Below are 15,592 nucleotides of genomic sequence, written 5' to 3'. Positions count from 1 at the left end.
CTTAAGCTATTACGCAACCGTGGAACTGTCGTGGCGCGCACGCCGTTGACCTGGCGGACGCGCGCGGACAACGACATACCGGCGATCGACAACCGACTACCGACAACCCCCAAGCAACCGGAGGTAATTTCGTGGGCGTGACTCTGTCCAAGGGCGGCAATGTCTCTTTGAGCAAGGAAGCTCCCGGACTCACCGCGGTCACCGTCGGCCTGGGGTGGGACGTACGGACCACCACGGGCGCCGACTACGACCTGGACGCGTCCGCGCTGCTGTGCGACGTGAGCGGGAAGGTCCTCAGCGACCAGCACTTCGTGTTCTTCAACAACCTCGGCAGCCCCGACGGCTCCGTGGTGCACAGCGGCGACAATCTGACCGGTGGCGGCGACGGCGACGACGAGCAGATCAAGGTCAGCCTCGCCACCGTGCCCCCGCAGGTCGACAAGGTCGTCTTCCCCGTGTCGATCTACGACGCCGAGAAGCGCGGCCAGAGCTTCGGCCAGGTGCGCAACGCGTTCATCCGTATCGTGAACCAGGCCGACGGGCGGGAGCTGGCCAGGTACGACCTGACCGAGGACGCCTCGACCGAGACGGCTATGGTCTTCGGAGAGCTGTACCGCAACGGCGCGGAGTGGAAGTTCCGCGCCATCGGCCAGGGGTACGCCTCGGGCCTGGCGGGCATCGCCACCGACTTCGGCGTCAACATCTGACGTGGGTGCCGGCGTCACCACCTCTGACGCCGGCCGCCGCGTCGGCCGCTGACGTCCTCGGCCGGGCCGGGGCCGCCCGAATTCCCTTCGGGCAGCCCCGGCCCGGGCTCCGCACGCCGTCACGAGCTTCACCCACCCTCCCCTCGAACTCTCCCCGGAGCACCCCGCCGTGTCCTGGTTCACCGCCGCTGTCCTGGGCCTTGTGCAGGGTCTGACCGAATTCCTGCCGGTGTCGTCGAGCGCGCACATACGCGTGGTCTCCGTCCTCGCCGGATGGGACGACCCCGGAGCGGCCTTCACCGCGGTCACCCAACTGGGCACGGAGACCGCCGTGCTGATCTACTTCCGGCGCGACATCGCCACCATCGTCAGGGCGTGGACCGCGTCGCTGTTCAACCCCGAGCGCCGCAAGGACCACGACGCGCGGATGGGCTGGTTCGTGATCGTCGGTACGGTCCCGATCGCCGTCCTGGGCGCGGCATTCCAGCACACCATCGAGAACGGCCTGCGCGACCTGCGGATCACCGGCACCGTCCTGATCCTGTTCGGACTCGTCCTGGCGGTCGCCGACCGCACACGCGCCGTGCGCCGCCCCAAGCCGATCACCGAACTGACCTTCCGGCACTCCCTCTGGTACGGCCTGGCGCAGTCGCTCGCCCTGATCCCCGGCGTCTCCCGCTCCGGCGGCACCATCAGCGCCGGACTGTTCCTCGGCTACAGCCGCGAGGCCGCCGCGCGCTACTCGTTCCTGCTGGCCATCCCCGCGGTACTGGCCTCCGGCGGTCTGGAGCTGTTCAAGCTCGGCAGCGGCCCGGCGCCCGCCTGGGGCCCGACGCTGCTGGCGACGGTCATCGCCTTCGCGGTGGGCTACGCGGCCATCGCCTGGTTCCTGAAGTACATCTCCCACCGCAGCTTCACGCCGTTCGTGATCTACCGGGTGCTGCTCGGTGTGGTCATCATCGCGCTGGTGGCGACGGGCGCGGTCGCGGCGGGCGCGGGCGCCACCTCCGGCTAGAGCGCGCACCGGGCCAGAACCGGGCGAGGGCTGGTTCAGGACCGGGGCCGCCGTCCGGATTGTGGTCCGACGTGACCGGAGGGTGGTCCGCGCTCTAGCCTGGCCGGTGCGACAGGTTCGCGTCCGTCAGCCAGGCGGTCGCGTCGTAAGAGGGAACCCGGTGCGAATCCGGGACTGCCCCGCAGCGGTGAGTGGGAACGACCGCCGTCATACGCACTGGGTCCGACGTACCGGACCTGGGAAGCGACGGTCAGTAGGTGTCCGCCTCAGGCGGACGTGCCCGCGAGTCCGAAGACCTGCCCGTCGCCCGTACGCGACCGTTCGCGTACGGATATCCCGGTGACCTCGTGGGCGGGTCGGCGTGCATATCGGACGGACCGGTGCCTTTCCGGGGCACTGTGGGTCCGTCGGGTCTGTCACCTCCCTTTCGCGCTCGCGGCCCGTCGCCGGGAGGCCAGGAGTCATCTCGCGAAGGAGATTTCCGTGACAGCGAAGTCCGCAGCCGCGGCAGCACGGGCCACCGTGTACGGCTACCCCCGCCAGGGTGAGAACCGTGAACTGAAGAAGGCCGTCGAGGGCTACTGGAAGGGCCGCGTCACCGCCGACGCCCTCCGGGAGACCGCGGCTGACCTGCGCCGCTCGAACTGGCGGAAGCTGGCCGACGCGGGCATCCACGAGGTGCCGACCGGCGACTTCTCGTACTACGACCACATGCTGGACACCAGTGTCATGGTCGGCGCCGTCCCCCCGAGGCACCGGTCCGCCGTCACCGCGGACGCGCTCGACGGCTACTTCGCGATGGCCCGCGGCACGCAGGACGTGGCGCCGCTGGAGATGACCAAGTGGTTCGACACGAACTACCACTACCTGGTCCCCGAACTTGGCCCCGACACCGTCTTCACCGCCGACTCCGCCAAGCAGGTCGCCGAGTTCAAGGAAGCCGCCGCGCTCGGCCACACCGCCCGGCCCGTCCTGGTCGGCCCGGTCACGTATCTGCTGCTCGCCAAGCCCGCCCCCGGCGTCGCCGCCGACTTCGAGCCGCTGACGCTGCTCGACCGGCTGCTGCCCGTCTACGCCGAAGTCCTCGCCGACCTGCGCGCCGCGGGCGCCACCTGGGCGCAGTTCGACGAGCCCGCGCTCGTCCAGGACCGCACCCCGGCCGAACTGAACGCCGTCGCCCGCGCCTACCGCGACCTCGGCGGCCTCACCCACCGGCCGAAGCTGCTGGTCGCCTCGTACTTCGACCGGCTCGGCGAGGCGCTGCCCGTCCTGGCGAAGGCCCCGGTCGAGGGCCTGGCGCTGGACTTCACCGACGCCGCCGCGAATCTGGACGACCTCGCCGCCGTCGGCGGACTGCCGGGCAAGCGGCTCGTCGCGGGCGTCGTCAACGGCCGCAACATCTGGATCAACGACTACGAGAAGTCGCTGGCCACCCTCGCCACCCTCCTCGGCTTCGCGGACCGGGTCGACGTGGCCGCGTCCTGCTCGCTGCTGCACGTCCCGCTCGACACCGCGCCCGAACGCGACATCGACCCCCGGATCCTGCGCTGGCTCGCCTTCGCCGCGCAGAAGACCACCGAGATCGTGACGCTCGCCAAGGGCCTGGCCGAGGGCACCGACACCATCGCCGCCGAGATCGCCGCCAACCGCGCCGCCCTCGCCTCCCGCGCCGCTTCCCCGATCACCCGCGACCCGGCCGTACGCGCCAGGAGCGCGGCCGCCACCGACGCCGACGGGCGCCGCTCCCAGCCGTACACCGAGCGCGCCGCCGCCCAGCGCGCCCGGCTCGGGCTGCCGCTGCTGCCGACCACCACCATCGGCTCGTTCCCGCAGACCGACGACCTGCGCGCCGCCCGCGCCGACCTGCGGGCCGGCCGGATCGACACCGCGGGGTACGAGGAGCGGATCAGGGCCGAGATCGGCGAGGTCGTCTCCTTCCAGGAGAAGACCGGCCTCGACGTGCTCGTGCACGGCGAACCCGAACGCAACGACATGGTGCAGTACTTCGCCGAGCAGCTCACCGGCTACCTCGCCACCCGGCACGGCTGGGTGCAGTCCTACGGCACCCGGTACGTGCGCCCGCCGATCCTGGCCGGGGACATCTCCCGGCCGGAGCCGATGACGGTGCGCTGGACGTCGTACGCCCAGTCGCTCACCGACCGCCCGGTCAAGGGCATGCTCACCGGTCCCGTCACCATGCTGGCCTGGTCCTTCGTCCGCGACGACCAGCCGCTCGGCGACACCGCGCGGCAGGTCGCGCTCGCCCTGCGCGACGAGGTCACCGACCTCGAAGCCGCGGGCACCTCCGTGATCCAGGTCGACGAGCCCGCGCTGCGCGAGACCCTGCCGCTGCGCGCCGCCGACCGGCCCGCGTACCTGGACTGGGCCACCGAGGCGTTCCGGCTCACCACCGGCGCCGTCGCTCCCGGCACCCAGATCCACACCCACATGTGCTACGCGGAGTTCGGCGACATCGTCCAGGCCATCGACGACCTCGACGCCGACGTCATCAGCCTGGAGGCCGCCCGCTCCCACATGCAGGTCGCCACCGAACTGGCCGAGCACGGCTACCCGCGCGAGGCGGGACCCGGCGTGTACGACATCCACTCGCCGCGCGTGCCCGACGCGGCGGAGGCGGCCTCGCTGCTGCGCAAGGGCCTGCTCGCCATCCCCGCCGAGCGGCTGTGGGTCAACCCCGACTGCGGCCTGAAGACCCGCGGTTGGCCCGAGACGAAGGCGTCGCTGGAGAATCTGGTGGCGGCGGCCCGTACGGTGCGCGCGGAGCTGTGAGGCTCCGGCCGACGGCCGCGTGACGCGGCGACGGCCGGGAGGGACGCGCGGAGCCTTCGCCGTCCCTCCCGGCCGGGCGGGCCACCGCCTGTCCCGGCTCGACGTGGTATGCGTACGGCGCGTGTGGCGTACGTGACGCGTAGTACGGCCCGTACGGCCCGTACGGCGAGACCCTCCTGGCTCCCTGCGCGCACGCCGGGCATACAGTCATGCGCGGTGGTGGTTCGTCGGCGGGGGGAGTACGGCGATGCGCGGCGCGACATGGGGATGGCGGACCGTCCAGGGCCTGTACCTGGCGGTCGTGGCCGTCCTGGCGGTGCTCGGCGCCGTCACCGGGACGAGCCTTCCGTACCTGCTGGCCGTGGCCGTGACCCTGCCCTTCGGGATGGCGGCGCTGGTCCTCGTCTACGGCGGCTACGCGCTGCTCAAGGGGGTCGGCGGGCTCTGGGCGTCGACCACGACCGCCGGCGGCGACGACGCCGCCTGGCTCAGCGCGGGCAGCGCGACGCTCAACGTCGTCCTCCTGATCGCCGCGGCCTTCGCCAACGTCCTGCTCTTCGAGCACCTGCGCCGCCGGCGCCCGCGTACCGCCCGGCGGTGAAGGCGCGGCGCCGGGCCGGGGGAGGGCGGGAGCGGTCAGGAAGGGAGCGGGGCGCCCCACCAGGACCGGTGGAAGGGGTCGTCCGCGCCGATCGAGCCCCGCGGGACCGGGCGGCCGGTCGCGGCCGACTTGTAGAGGGCGGTGACGAATTCGGTGGTGCGGCGCGCGTCGGCCGCCGTGTGCTCGGGCGGCTCGCCCCGCCGCATCCGCGCGACCAGGTCCGCGAGCTGAGGCGCCTGGTGCGCGGGCACCTCGGCGCCGATGGTGTCCCAGCCGGGCGTGGACGGCGGCCGGTCGGGCGCGGGGGTGAAGGTCCAGTGCTCGTTGCCGTACGCGTACAGGTGGCGCAGCTCCGTACTGGCCCGCGCGCAGTCGATCCGCAGATACGACTCCTGGCGCGCCGACACGACGCTGTTCACGATCGACGCCTGCGCGCCGGAGGCGAAGGCGACATGGGCGAGGGACACGTCCTCCGTCTCGATGTCCCGGTCGACCGTCGCGATCCGCGCGCTCACCTCCGCCCAGTCGGGCATCAGCCACAGCATCAGGTCCATGGCGTGGATGCCCTGCGTGACGGTGGCACCGCCCAGTTCGGTGGCGCGCCGACCGCGCCACGGCGCCGCGTAGTAATCCGCGCCCCGGTACCAGGTGGTCTGGCACAGCGCCAGCAGCGGCGGCCCGAGCACACCGTCGCGCAGCAGACCGCGTACGTGCGCGGCGCCCGACCCCGCGCGCCACTGGAAGACCGGCGCGCAGGAGCGGCCCGTCGCGCGCTCCGCGGCCAGGATCCGGTCGTGGTCGGCCAGCGAGCCGCACAGCGGCTTCTCGCAGTAGACCCAGGCACCCGCCTCCAGCGCGGCCACCGTCAGATCGGCGTGGGTGAACGACGGGGAGCAGATCACCACCAGGTCGGGCCGTTCGACGGCCAGCATTTCCAGCGGGTCGTCGTAACCGCGCGCGATTCCGTGCCGCGCCGCGAAGTCCCCGGCCCGCGCCGGGTCGGAGTCCGCGACCGCCACCAGGTCGAGCTGCCCGGACAGCGCCCGGATCGCGGGGACATGGGCGTCGTCGGCGATGCTGCCCGCGCCGATCAGCGCCGTACGGTACGGAAGGTCTCCGGCCGGCCGGGTCATCCGGTGCCTCCCTGGGTCGTCATGCCGCGCGCGAGCCACCGCGCGGTCACCGCGATCGCCTCGGGCTCGTGCTCGGGGGAGTGGAAACCGTGGCCGGCGCCGTGCAGCGGGTGGAATTCCCAGTGCGGGATGGTCGCCGCGACGTCACGGGCGATGTCGAAGGAGACGCAGTCGTCGCGGTTCCCGTGCAGGACGAGGGCGGGCGGCCCGCCCGCGGTGTAGGCGTCGATCGGCCGGTGGGCGGCCAGTTCCGCGAACAGCACCCGGCCCAGGGCGAACCGGCCGCCGATCAACAGCTCCCCGTGCTCGGCGAGGCCCTTCATGGGTCCCGGTCCGAAGTTCGTCAGTCCCCAGGGGAGTTCGGGTTCGAGGAAGGTCCGGCGCAGGTCGAGCACGGGATTCCACAGCACCAGGCGGGCCAGCCGTCCGCCCAGCCAGGGCATCGACAGGCCGGTGGACACGGCGCCGAAGCTCGCCGCCACCACCGCCAGCGGACCGGGCAACTCCCGTTCGGCGTAGGCCGCGACGGCCGCCAGGTCCAGCATCTCCCCGGCGATCGTCACACCTTGCGGAGCGCCGCCGCTCTGCCCGTGCCCGCGGAAGCTGAACCGCAGGGCGGTCAGGCCCTGTTCGGCCAGCCGCTGGGCGAGCCGTACGAACGCCCCGCCCTCGTCCAGATCCGCGGAGATGCCGTGGACCAGGAGCACCGTGCCCTCGGGGCCCGTTCCGGACCTGGTCCCTGGCCTGCTCCCGGGCCTTGTCCCGGAATCTGTACCGGGGGCGCCGGACGCGGGGCGGTGCACGACGGCGTCCAGTTCGATGCCGTCGGATGCGACCACCCGCACCCGTTGTCCGTCCGTCACGGAAACTCCCTGCCTGCTCGATGTGTTGACGTCATCCACACGGACCGACATGTGACGACGTGTAGCGGCTGGTACCGGTGCGCTTCGGCGCGGACGGGCGGCACCCCTCCGGCCGCCCGTCCGCGCACCCAAGCGTCCCTACGGCGTCCAGCGGTACAGCAGCACCTTGTTGAACAGGTCGTCCTCGACCTGGACCAGATAGTCGCCGTTGGACCTGCGGGTCGCGGTGATGCCGTACGGCACGTCGACCCACCCCGTACGTTCCACGCCGCCGACGTTGGCGCCGGGCTGCCAGGTCCCGACCGGGCTGGCGTCGGCGGCCTTCCACACCCAGATCTGCCCGCGCGTCGCGATACCGGAGATGAAGATGTAGTCGCCCGCGAAGGCCAGACTCACCATGGTCACGATCGGGTTGGCGGCGGTGTCCCAGGGCAGCAGCAGCGTCCAGGTCGGGGTGCGGTTGCCGGTGCTCCACTTGTCGTAGCGCACCAGGACCTTGCCGCACTCCTTCCAGTGGGCGTTGTCGAAGACCTGGTCAGGGGTGTAACCGACCATGTACATCACGTCGGTCGCCACGTCGTAGTGCAGACGTCGGACGACGCTGAACGGCGCGGGCAGCGCGATCGTCTCCCGGCTCGCGTACGTGTAGATCGGGTTGCCCTGCGCGTCGAAGCCCTGCAACGGGTAGCGGCGCAGGTCGCGGTCGCCGCCCTCCCAGATGTCGCCCCGGTCGTCGACGTACCAGACCCAGCAGTTGCCGGGGGAGTTGCTGCCGTCGCCCGGCTGGATGAACTCCCCGGCCTCGAAGGCGCCGTTGCCGCTCAGGTCGCGCCAGATCCACTGACCCGAGGCGGGCTGGTTCGGCGGCCAGTTGGGGTCGTCGCCCGGATCGGCGCCCGACCAGTGCGCCTTGAAGATCGCCCCCGACGGCTTCGCGATCTCGCCCTGGAAGCGGTAGATGAGCAGGTGACCGCAGTACATGCCCGTCACGTACATGTACATCTGCCCGTTGAGCCGCTTCAGGAAGGGCGAGGTGGCGTGGTGGTGATGGCCGGGCAGGAACAGCCGTGCGTCCTGCGGGTAGTTGACGGAGTCGAGGGTGTAGCTGCGCCAGGTCGCGTCGGTGCCGGGCTGCCGCGCGTAGTTGACGGTGTAGTGATTCTGCTTGGTGTAGACCTCGACGCCGTCGGACGCTGGGTCGAAGTCGGCGGAGTCCACGAAGGCGCTGCCCTGGAGCTGCCACACCACGGCCCCGGCCGCGGTGAACTTCCGCAGCCAGGTGCCGAATTCGTACATCGCGACATAGACGTTGCCCGCGGAGTCGCCGCCGACGCCGACGATGCCGAAGAACTTGTCCGCGGTGACCCGGCCCGGTGTCCCCGCGCCGATGCCGCCCGCCTGGCCGAGGCTGCGGGCCCGGGTGGGCGTACCGGACAGGCCGGTGTACGTGTGGACTTGGCGCAGCGGGCCGTTGTCGCCGACGAGGAGGTCGCCGTGGACGTCCAGGGCGAGCGAGGTGGGCAGCCAGTCGGCGGAAGGGCCGCTGATCGTTCCGGCCAGCGCCGCGCCGGTGTTGGAGAAGTGCAGGACCTGCGCCGGGTGCGCGGGGTCGGCGTGCCAGAAGTGGCCGTCGTTGGCGTCGCGCGTGACATTCGCGACCACCCAGATCTCGCCGTTGGCGCCGATCGCCACCGCGCCGGGCTTGTTGACGCTCCAACTGCGCAGCAGCGCGCCGCTGGCGGCATCGAAGACCTTGACGAGGTTGGCCGCCCGGTCGGTGGCCACCACCTGCGTCGCCGAGGCCGCGGCGGCGGCGGGCGAACTGCCCACGGCGTAGGTCAGCGAGGTGGCGGCGCCGTTCAGGCCGAAGCGCGTCAGGCCGTTGCCGACGCTGAGATAGACGTACGAGTCGTTGACCGCCACCGCGTCGCCGTTCGCGCCGTGGCAGTTCCCGATGAGGTGGCCGTCCTTGTAGATACCGGCGTAGTTCCCGCCCTCGTCCCAGAAGCTGACGGTGTAGACGGTGCCGTCCTTGGCGACGGCGATGTTGAAGACGAAGTCCTGCACCCACTCGGTGGCCCCGGAGAAGGTGTTCCCGGTCCAGGAAGTGACCACGTTCGGCAGGGTGTTGGTCGGGATCGCGGTGGCCACCGGGGGCGCGGCGAGCGGCCCTGACGCACCGGTGGGCGCGGTGGCCGGCGGGGCGGCGGCCCGCGCCGCGGAGGTGACAGCGGCCGGAAGCGCCACGGCGGCTCCGGCGACGATCGCGGCGTTCCTGCCGTAGGCCAGCATCCGCCGGCGGGAGACCGCGCCGGCACCGCGCGGGGTGTGACGGGGTGCGGGGGGATTGTCTGCGGGTTCCTGCTCGCTCATGTTCGGGGTCCTCCGTCGTGGGGCCGACACCTTCGAGCCGGTCTGGCGGTACACGAGTGACCGTTCACTTGACGGGAGGTAAAGCTAGAACTCGCCGCACCCGGCGTCAATGGCAAATACCTCTTCCGCTCGGGAGCGATCGGTTCTACGATGAGTGACACGTCATGTGAACGGTCACTGAAGAATCGAGGATGCCGCGTGTCGGACCGGCCGACCCTGCGTACCGTCGCGGCCGAGGCGGGTGTCTCCCACCAGACGGTCTCCCGGGTGATCAACGGCGACCGTACGGTCACCGACGCCGTACGCGGCCGGGTGCTGGCCGCCATGCGGACGCTCGACTACCGGCCGAGCGCCGGTGCCCGCGCCCTGGCCAGCGGCCGTACCGAGGTCATCGGCGTCGTCCTGCCGCACAACCCCGGATTCGCCTTCTCCAACGACCACTTGATCCGCCTGGTGCAGGGCGCCGACCAGGAACTGACCTCGCGCGGCTACGGGTTGCTGCTGTCCACCCGCGAGGTGGCCGACGAACCCGCCTCCGCCTACCGCCGGTTCGTCCAGCGCCGCCAGGTCGACGGCCTGCTGGTCGAGGCCGGAACCGGCGGGGAGTCGCTGCCCGCCCTGCGGTCCGCCGGATACCCCACCGTGGTCATCGGCTACACCGCCGAAGACCTCACCTGCGTCCACCCCGACGACGAGGGCGGCGCCTACGCCGTCGCCCAGCACCTGCTGGCCCTCGGCCACCGCCGGATCGGCGTGGTCAACGGCCCCCGGGAGAACCGGCTCGCGATGGCCGCCCGGCTGCGCGGGCTGCACCGCGCCTTGGCCGACGCGCACCGCACTGTCCCCGACGACCTCATGGAGCACGGCGACTTCACCGCCGCGTCCGGCTACGCGGCGGCCGAACGGCTCATGGCCCACCCGGAACCGCCCACCGCGATCTTCGCCTTCAACGACGGCATGGCCCTGGGCGCGCTGCGCTGGCTGCGCGAGCACGAACACGCCCTGCCCGCCGACGTGTCCGTGGCGGGCTTCGACGACACCGAGGCCGCCGACCTCGTCGATCCGACGCTGACCAGCGTCAACCTGCACAGTGTCGACGTGGGCCGGCGCGCCGCGCAGATCCTGCTCGACCTGCTGGACGGCCGCCCGCCGGCCCAGCGCGAGAACGTCATGCCCAGCACGCTCAAGGTCCGCGCGTCCACAGCGCCGCCGCGCGCGGCCGGTTGAGCACCCGCCGCCCCGCGCGATCCCGCCCCGCGTCGGCCCCGCTTCGCGCAAGCCCGCCGCACATCAGCCCCGCCCCGCGCGATCCCGCCGCCTGACGCGTCAGCCCCGACTCGTACACCCCCTATGGGTACGCCCCAGACCCCCGGAAAGGACCGGTCGCACCGATGGACCACGCCCAGAACCGGAGCGAAAGCCCGGACGCCTGCGCCTACGTCGAGGACGTATCACCCGGCAACGGCCGGATGCGGCCCCGCGCGTCGTTCGACTCCGACGCACCCGCCCTCGACCTGAACGGCGACTGGAGCTTCCGGCTCGGCGACGGACTCCACGACGTGACCGTGGGCTTCGAGGACCCGGAGTTCGACGCCGCCGAGTGGACGACCATTCCCGTGCCCTCGTCCTGGCAGATGGACGGCGTCCCCGGACCCGGCCGCTTCGGCACACCCGCGTACACCAACGTCACCTTCCCGATCCCCGTCGACCCGCCGCGCGTGCCCGACGAGAACCCGACGGGCGAGTACCGCAGGGAGTTCGACGTCGCGGAGGGCTTCGCCGACGGCGGCACCGCGGTGCTCCGCTTCGAGGGCGTCGACTCCGCCTTCGCGGTCTGGCTCAACGGCCGGCCGCTCGGCGACGGGAAGGGCAGCCGGCTGCCCACCGAATTCGACGTCACCGACACCCTGCGGACCGGCCGTAACGTGCTGGCCGTACGGGTCCACCAGTGGTCGTCCGCCAGCTACTTGGAAGACCAGGACATGTGGTGGCTGTCGGGTATCTTCCGCCCCGTACGGCTGCTGGTCCGGCCGGCCGGCGGCATCGCCGACTTCTTCGTGCACGCCGACTACGACCACCACTCCGGCACCGGCACCCTGCGGGTCGACGTCGACGGCGCGGGCGACGCGCGCCTGAGCGTCCCCGAACTCGGCATCGCCGACGCCGATCCCGCCGGTCCGCACACCGCGCCGGGCGTCACCCCCTGGAGCGACGAACAGCCCCGGCTCTACGCGGGCGAACTCGTCACGGCCACCGAGCGCGTTCCGCTGCGTATCGGCTTCCGCCGGGTCGTGGTCGAGGACGGCGTCGTCACCGCCAACGGCAGGCCGCTCGTCTTCCGCGGCGTCAACCGGCACGAATGGGATCCGGTCAGGGGCCGCGCGCTGACCCGCGAGACGATGCTCGCCGACGTGCTGCTGATGAAGCGGCACAACATCAACGCCGTGCGGACCAGCCACTATCCGCCTGCCGCCGCCTTCCTCGACCTCTGCGACGAGCACGGCCTGTGGGTGGTCGACGAGTGCGACCTGGAGACCCACGGCTTCTCGGAGAACGGCTGGCGCCGCAACCCCTCCGACGAGCCCGAGTGGCGCCCCGCGCTGCTCGACCGGGCCGAGCGGATGGTCGAGCGCGACAAGAACCACCCCAGCGTCGTGATGTGGTCGCTCGGCAACGAGTCCGGCGTCGGCGCGAATCTCGCGGCCATGGCCGAGTGGATCCGCGACCGCGACCCCGACCGGCTGATCCACTACGAGGGCGACTGGGACGACTGCGCCTACACCGACGTGTACTCGGTGATGTATCCCGACTACGCGTTCGTGGCGGCGGTCGCCGCGCGCCAGGAACCGCTCACCGGCGACCCGGCCAACGACGCCCGCAGGCGCGCGATGCCGTTCCTGCTGTGCGAGTACGCCCACGCGATGGGCAACGGCCCCGGCGGACTGCGCCAGTACCAGGAGCTGTTCGAGAGCAGCCCCCGGCTGGCGGGCGGCTTCGTCTGGGAGTGGATCGACCACGGCGTAGCCCAGCGCGACGACGAAGGCACGCTCTTCTACGCCTACGGAGGCGACTTCGGCGAGCCCGTCCACGACGGCAACTTCGTCGCCGACGGCCTGGTCTTCCCCGACCGCACCCCCTCTCCCGGACTCCTGGAGTACGCGAAGGTCATCGAGCCGGTCAGGATCACCGCCCGCCGCGACGGCGGCGGAGTCGAGATCCGCAATCTGCACCACACCCGGGACACCGGCTACCTGCGCTGGGTCTGGCTGCTCGAAGTCGACGGCGAGCAGGCGGGGGAGGGCGCATGGGAGGTCCCGGTGACCGGCCCCGGCGACACCCGCCGCGCGGACTGGCCCGACAGCCTGGCCAAGGCGCTCGCTGCGGCGGGACCGGGGGAGCGCTGGGTGACCCTCAGCGCGCAGCTCGGCGCGGACGAGTCGTGGGCCGGAGCCGGGCACACCGTCGCCTGGTCCCAGTTCGCCCCGGACGACAACGCCGCGACCACGCTGACGGCGGGACCGGCGGGCGGGGCTTCCGCCGCGACTACGCTGACGGCGGGACCGGCGGGCGGGACTTCCACCACGACGACCCCTCAGGCGCGCCGCCGCGGAACGATCACCCTCGGCGCCGGACAGTTCGACGCGGCCGACGGACGGCTGCTCCGCCTCGGTGACTTGGCACTCGAAGGCCCCCGCGTCGACCTGTGGCGTGCCCCGATCGACAACGACGGCCGGTCGCCGCTCCTGGCCGCCTGGCACCGCAGCGGCCTGCACCGGCTCCGGCACAAGGTGCTGGAGATCTCGGCGGGCGAGGCGAGCCTCACGGTGAGGACCAGGATCGCCCCGGCGGGCCTGGACCTGGCGATGCTGGCGGACTACCACTGGACCATCGCGCCCGGAGACCGGCTCGTACTCACCGTCGACACCCGGCCCGTCGGCACCTGGGAGGTACCGCTGCCCCGGCTCGGCGTCGCGCTGACCCTCCCGGCGGCGCTCGACCGGCTGAGCTGGTTCGGCCTCGGTCCCGGCGAGTCCTACCGGGACAGCGAGGAGGCCGTCCGCGTCGGGCGGTACGCGACCACGGTCGCCGAGGCGCAGACGCCGTACGTGTACCCGCAGGAGAACGGCAACCGGCGCCATGTGCGCTGGGCCCGCCTCACCGGTCCCGAAGGCGACTCCGCGGGGCCCGGTCTGGAGATCACCGGCAGCCCCTGGTTCGACCTGACCGCGCGGCCCTGGTCCACCGCGGCCCTGGCGGCGGCCAGGCACACCGCCGACCTCAGGCCCGACGGCCGTATCCACCTCAATGTCGACCTCGAACACCACGGCCTCGGCAGCGCCTCCTGTGGACACGCGTTGCAGCCCCGGCACCATCTGGCCGCCGTACCGGGCCGCTTCACGCTCGGGTTCGGTCTGACGGAAGGGGAGGCCGCAGCCGATGGCGTAGGGTGATTTCGGCGACCCCGGCGGCGGTATGATCCGAGCGTGAGACAACGTTGGCCCTCCCCTCGGCGCCGCGTCGCCGAGGGGAGCAGCACGTGAGTACACCGAGCCCGAGCGCGGCCCCGCGGCGGCCGACGATGACCGACGTCGCCCGGGAGGCCGACGTCAGTCTCAAAACGGTCTCGCGTGTGGTCAACGGCGTGTCCACCGTCGATCCGGAGATGGCCGAGCGGGTCAGGGCCGCCGTGGTGCGGCTCGGCTTCCGCCGCAACAACATGGCCAGGGACCTGCGCACGCAGTCCACCTCGGCCACGGTCGGCCTGCTCATCGAGGATCTGGCCAACCCGTTCTACGCGGGCATCGCCGCCGCCGCGGCGCAGTGCGCCCTGGAGAACGACACCCTGCTGATCACCGCCAGTTCCGAGGAGGACGCCGAGCGGGAACGCCGACTGCTGTTGCAGATGTGCGAGCGACGCGTCGACGGGCTGCTGGTGGTACCGGCCGGCAGCACCGCCGACCACGTCTACCTGCGCGCGGAGATCGACATGGGCACCCCTGCGGTGTTCCTCGACCGGCCGCCCACCAACCTGCGCGCGGACACCGTGCTCATCGACAACGCGGCGGGCGCGCGGTCCGCGATCGAGCATCTGACGGCCCGCGGCCACGAGCGGATCGGCGTGGTCTCGGACTGGCTGAGCATCCACCCCATGGTCGAGCGGCTGTCGGCCGCCGAGACCGCGCTGGAGCGGGCCGGGCTGCCGTACCGCCCCGACCTGATCAGATACGGCCTGCACACCGTGCGCGACACCGAGGCCGCCGTCGAGCGGATGCTCACCGGGCCGCAGCCGCCGACCGCGCTGTTCGCGCTGAACAACCGGCTCACACTCGGCGTGCTCGGCGCGCTGAACCGGCTCGGCGGCGAGGTCGGCGCGGGCGGCGCGGCTAGCGCCGTCGAAGTGGTGGGTTTCGACGACTTCGAGACCGCCGCGCTGATGGCCCACCCGCTGACCGTGGTGTCCTACGACGCCCGCGCCATCGGCCGGATCGGCGCGGAACTGCTCTTCAGGCGGATCGCGGGGGACAAGTCGCGGCCCCAGACGGTGGTCATCCCCACCGCCCTGGTCGAGCACGGCGCGGCGCGGCCGGGCGCCGGACGGTGACCGGCGCGGGGCCGCCGGGTCACGCGCGGGACTGAACCGGGCCGCCGTCGGTCCTGTTCAGCCTCCGCCCCCCACGCTCACCCCGCGAACGTCCCCACCCCCGCCACGTACCCGGCGCGGTCCCGTACCGCGACGGCGCCGAGGCTCATGCCGATACGGGCCGCTTCCGCCGATCCCCGGCCGGTGAGGGCGGCGCGCCACGCGCCCGACGGGATGTCCACCCAGGCCAGTTCGCCGGTGCGGAGGTCCACAACGGGACCCTCGCCGACCACGGCTCCGCCGGGGACGAAGATGTCCGGCGCGTGCAGGTAAACGGCTTGTGACACGGTCGCTCTCCGGATCCCTGCGCGGGATTTCTCTGTCACTCGCGCGAAAACTCTAGGCAACGTTGTCTCAGGTGGCTAGGGTTCAGCACGACCGCCTGCGGAGGGCGGCCGGGTCGGACCTGCTGCCCCGGTTCTCCTTCCGGTATGCGCGGTTGATCTGTCGACAGCCGTCAGGACGTAGC

General features: G+C 72.2%; 11 protein-coding genes and 1 riboswitch. Of the genes, 7 read left to right on the top strand and 4 right to left on the bottom strand.

From position 1 onward, the window contains the following. Positions 1 to 131 precede the first annotated feature (131 nt). From ACFZBB_RS31250 to ACFZBB_RS31235, 4 genes are all read left to right on the top strand, one after another. On the top strand, positions 132 to 707 hold the full coding sequence (locus ACFZBB_RS31250; protein ID WP_391129474.1) for a TerD family protein: 576 nt from the start codon (positions 132 to 134) through the stop codon (positions 705 to 707). A 169-nt stretch (positions 708 to 876) separates the two neighbouring features. After that, complete coding sequence (locus tag ACFZBB_RS31245) at positions 877 to 1,722, top strand: undecaprenyl-diphosphate phosphatase (RefSeq protein WP_391129471.1); 846 nt, start codon at positions 877 to 879, stop codon at positions 1,720 to 1,722. A gap of 115 nt (positions 1,723 to 1,837) precedes the next feature. Further along, positions 1,838 to 2,041: riboswitch (cobalamin riboswitch) on the top strand. 164 nt (positions 2,042 to 2,205) lie between these two features. Further along, a complete protein-coding gene (metE, locus tag ACFZBB_RS31240) occupies positions 2,206 to 4,512 on the top strand; it encodes a 5-methyltetrahydropteroyltriglutamate--homocysteine S-methyltransferase (protein ID WP_391129468.1) in 2,307 nt (768 codons plus the stop codon). A gap of 247 nt (positions 4,513 to 4,759) precedes the next feature. Beyond that, complete coding sequence (locus ACFZBB_RS31235; protein ID WP_391129465.1) at positions 4,760 to 5,113, top strand: hypothetical protein; 354 nt, start codon at positions 4,760 to 4,762, stop codon at positions 5,111 to 5,113. A gap of 35 nt (positions 5,114 to 5,148) precedes the next feature. Here ACFZBB_RS31235 and ACFZBB_RS31230 read toward each other — a convergent pair whose 3' ends face one another. From ACFZBB_RS31230 to ACFZBB_RS31220, 3 genes are all read right to left on the bottom strand, one after another. Beyond that, positions 5,149 to 6,246: a Gfo/Idh/MocA family oxidoreductase gene (locus ACFZBB_RS31230; protein ID WP_391129462.1), complete on the bottom strand. Its 1,098-nt coding sequence runs from the start codon at positions 6,244 to 6,246 to the stop codon at positions 5,149 to 5,151. After that, positions 6,243 to 7,109: a serine aminopeptidase domain-containing protein gene (locus ACFZBB_RS31225; protein WP_391129459.1), complete on the bottom strand. Its 867-nt coding sequence runs from the start codon at positions 7,107 to 7,109 to the stop codon at positions 6,243 to 6,245. The genes ACFZBB_RS31230 and ACFZBB_RS31225 overlap by 4 nt, the downstream gene beginning before the upstream one ends. A gap of 138 nt (positions 7,110 to 7,247) precedes the next feature. Then, the gene (locus ACFZBB_RS31220; RefSeq protein ID WP_391129456.1) at positions 7,248 to 9,482 is read right to left on the bottom strand and encodes a hypothetical protein; all 2,235 of its coding nucleotides are present in this window, start codon (positions 9,480 to 9,482) and stop codon (positions 7,248 to 7,250) included. A 198-nt stretch (positions 9,483 to 9,680) separates the two neighbouring features. On the opposite strand from ACFZBB_RS31220, the gene ACFZBB_RS31215 reads away from it, so the two are divergent. The 3 genes from ACFZBB_RS31215 (at position 9,681) to ACFZBB_RS31205 (ending at position 15,084) form a co-directional block, all read left to right on the top strand. Then, positions 9,681 to 10,709: a substrate-binding domain-containing protein gene (locus tag ACFZBB_RS31215; protein ID WP_391129453.1), complete on the top strand. Its 1,029-nt coding sequence runs from the start codon at positions 9,681 to 9,683 to the stop codon at positions 10,707 to 10,709. A 164-nt stretch (positions 10,710 to 10,873) separates the two neighbouring features. Further along, the gene (locus tag ACFZBB_RS31210; RefSeq protein ID WP_391129449.1) at positions 10,874 to 13,933 is read left to right on the top strand and encodes a glycoside hydrolase family 2 TIM barrel-domain containing protein; all 3,060 of its coding nucleotides are present in this window, start codon (positions 10,874 to 10,876) and stop codon (positions 13,931 to 13,933) included. 86 nt (positions 13,934 to 14,019) lie between these two features. Next, entirely contained in the window at positions 14,020 to 15,084 is a 1,065-nt protein-coding gene (locus ACFZBB_RS31205; RefSeq protein ID WP_391129446.1) for a substrate-binding domain-containing protein, read from the top strand. A gap of 77 nt (positions 15,085 to 15,161) precedes the next feature. Here ACFZBB_RS31205 and ACFZBB_RS31200 read toward each other — a convergent pair whose 3' ends face one another. Further along, on the bottom strand, positions 15,162 to 15,410 hold the full coding sequence (locus ACFZBB_RS31200; RefSeq protein WP_391129443.1) for a hypothetical protein: 249 nt from the start codon (positions 15,408 to 15,410) through the stop codon (positions 15,162 to 15,164). Between the last annotated feature and the right edge of the window lie 182 nt (positions 15,411 to 15,592).

It is taken from the genome of Streptomyces sp. NPDC008139 (assembly GCF_042957025.1).
Classification (GTDB): domain Bacteria; phylum Actinomycetota; class Actinomycetes; order Streptomycetales; family Streptomycetaceae; genus Actinacidiphila.
This window is presented reverse-complemented; position numbering and strand designations above follow the sequence as displayed.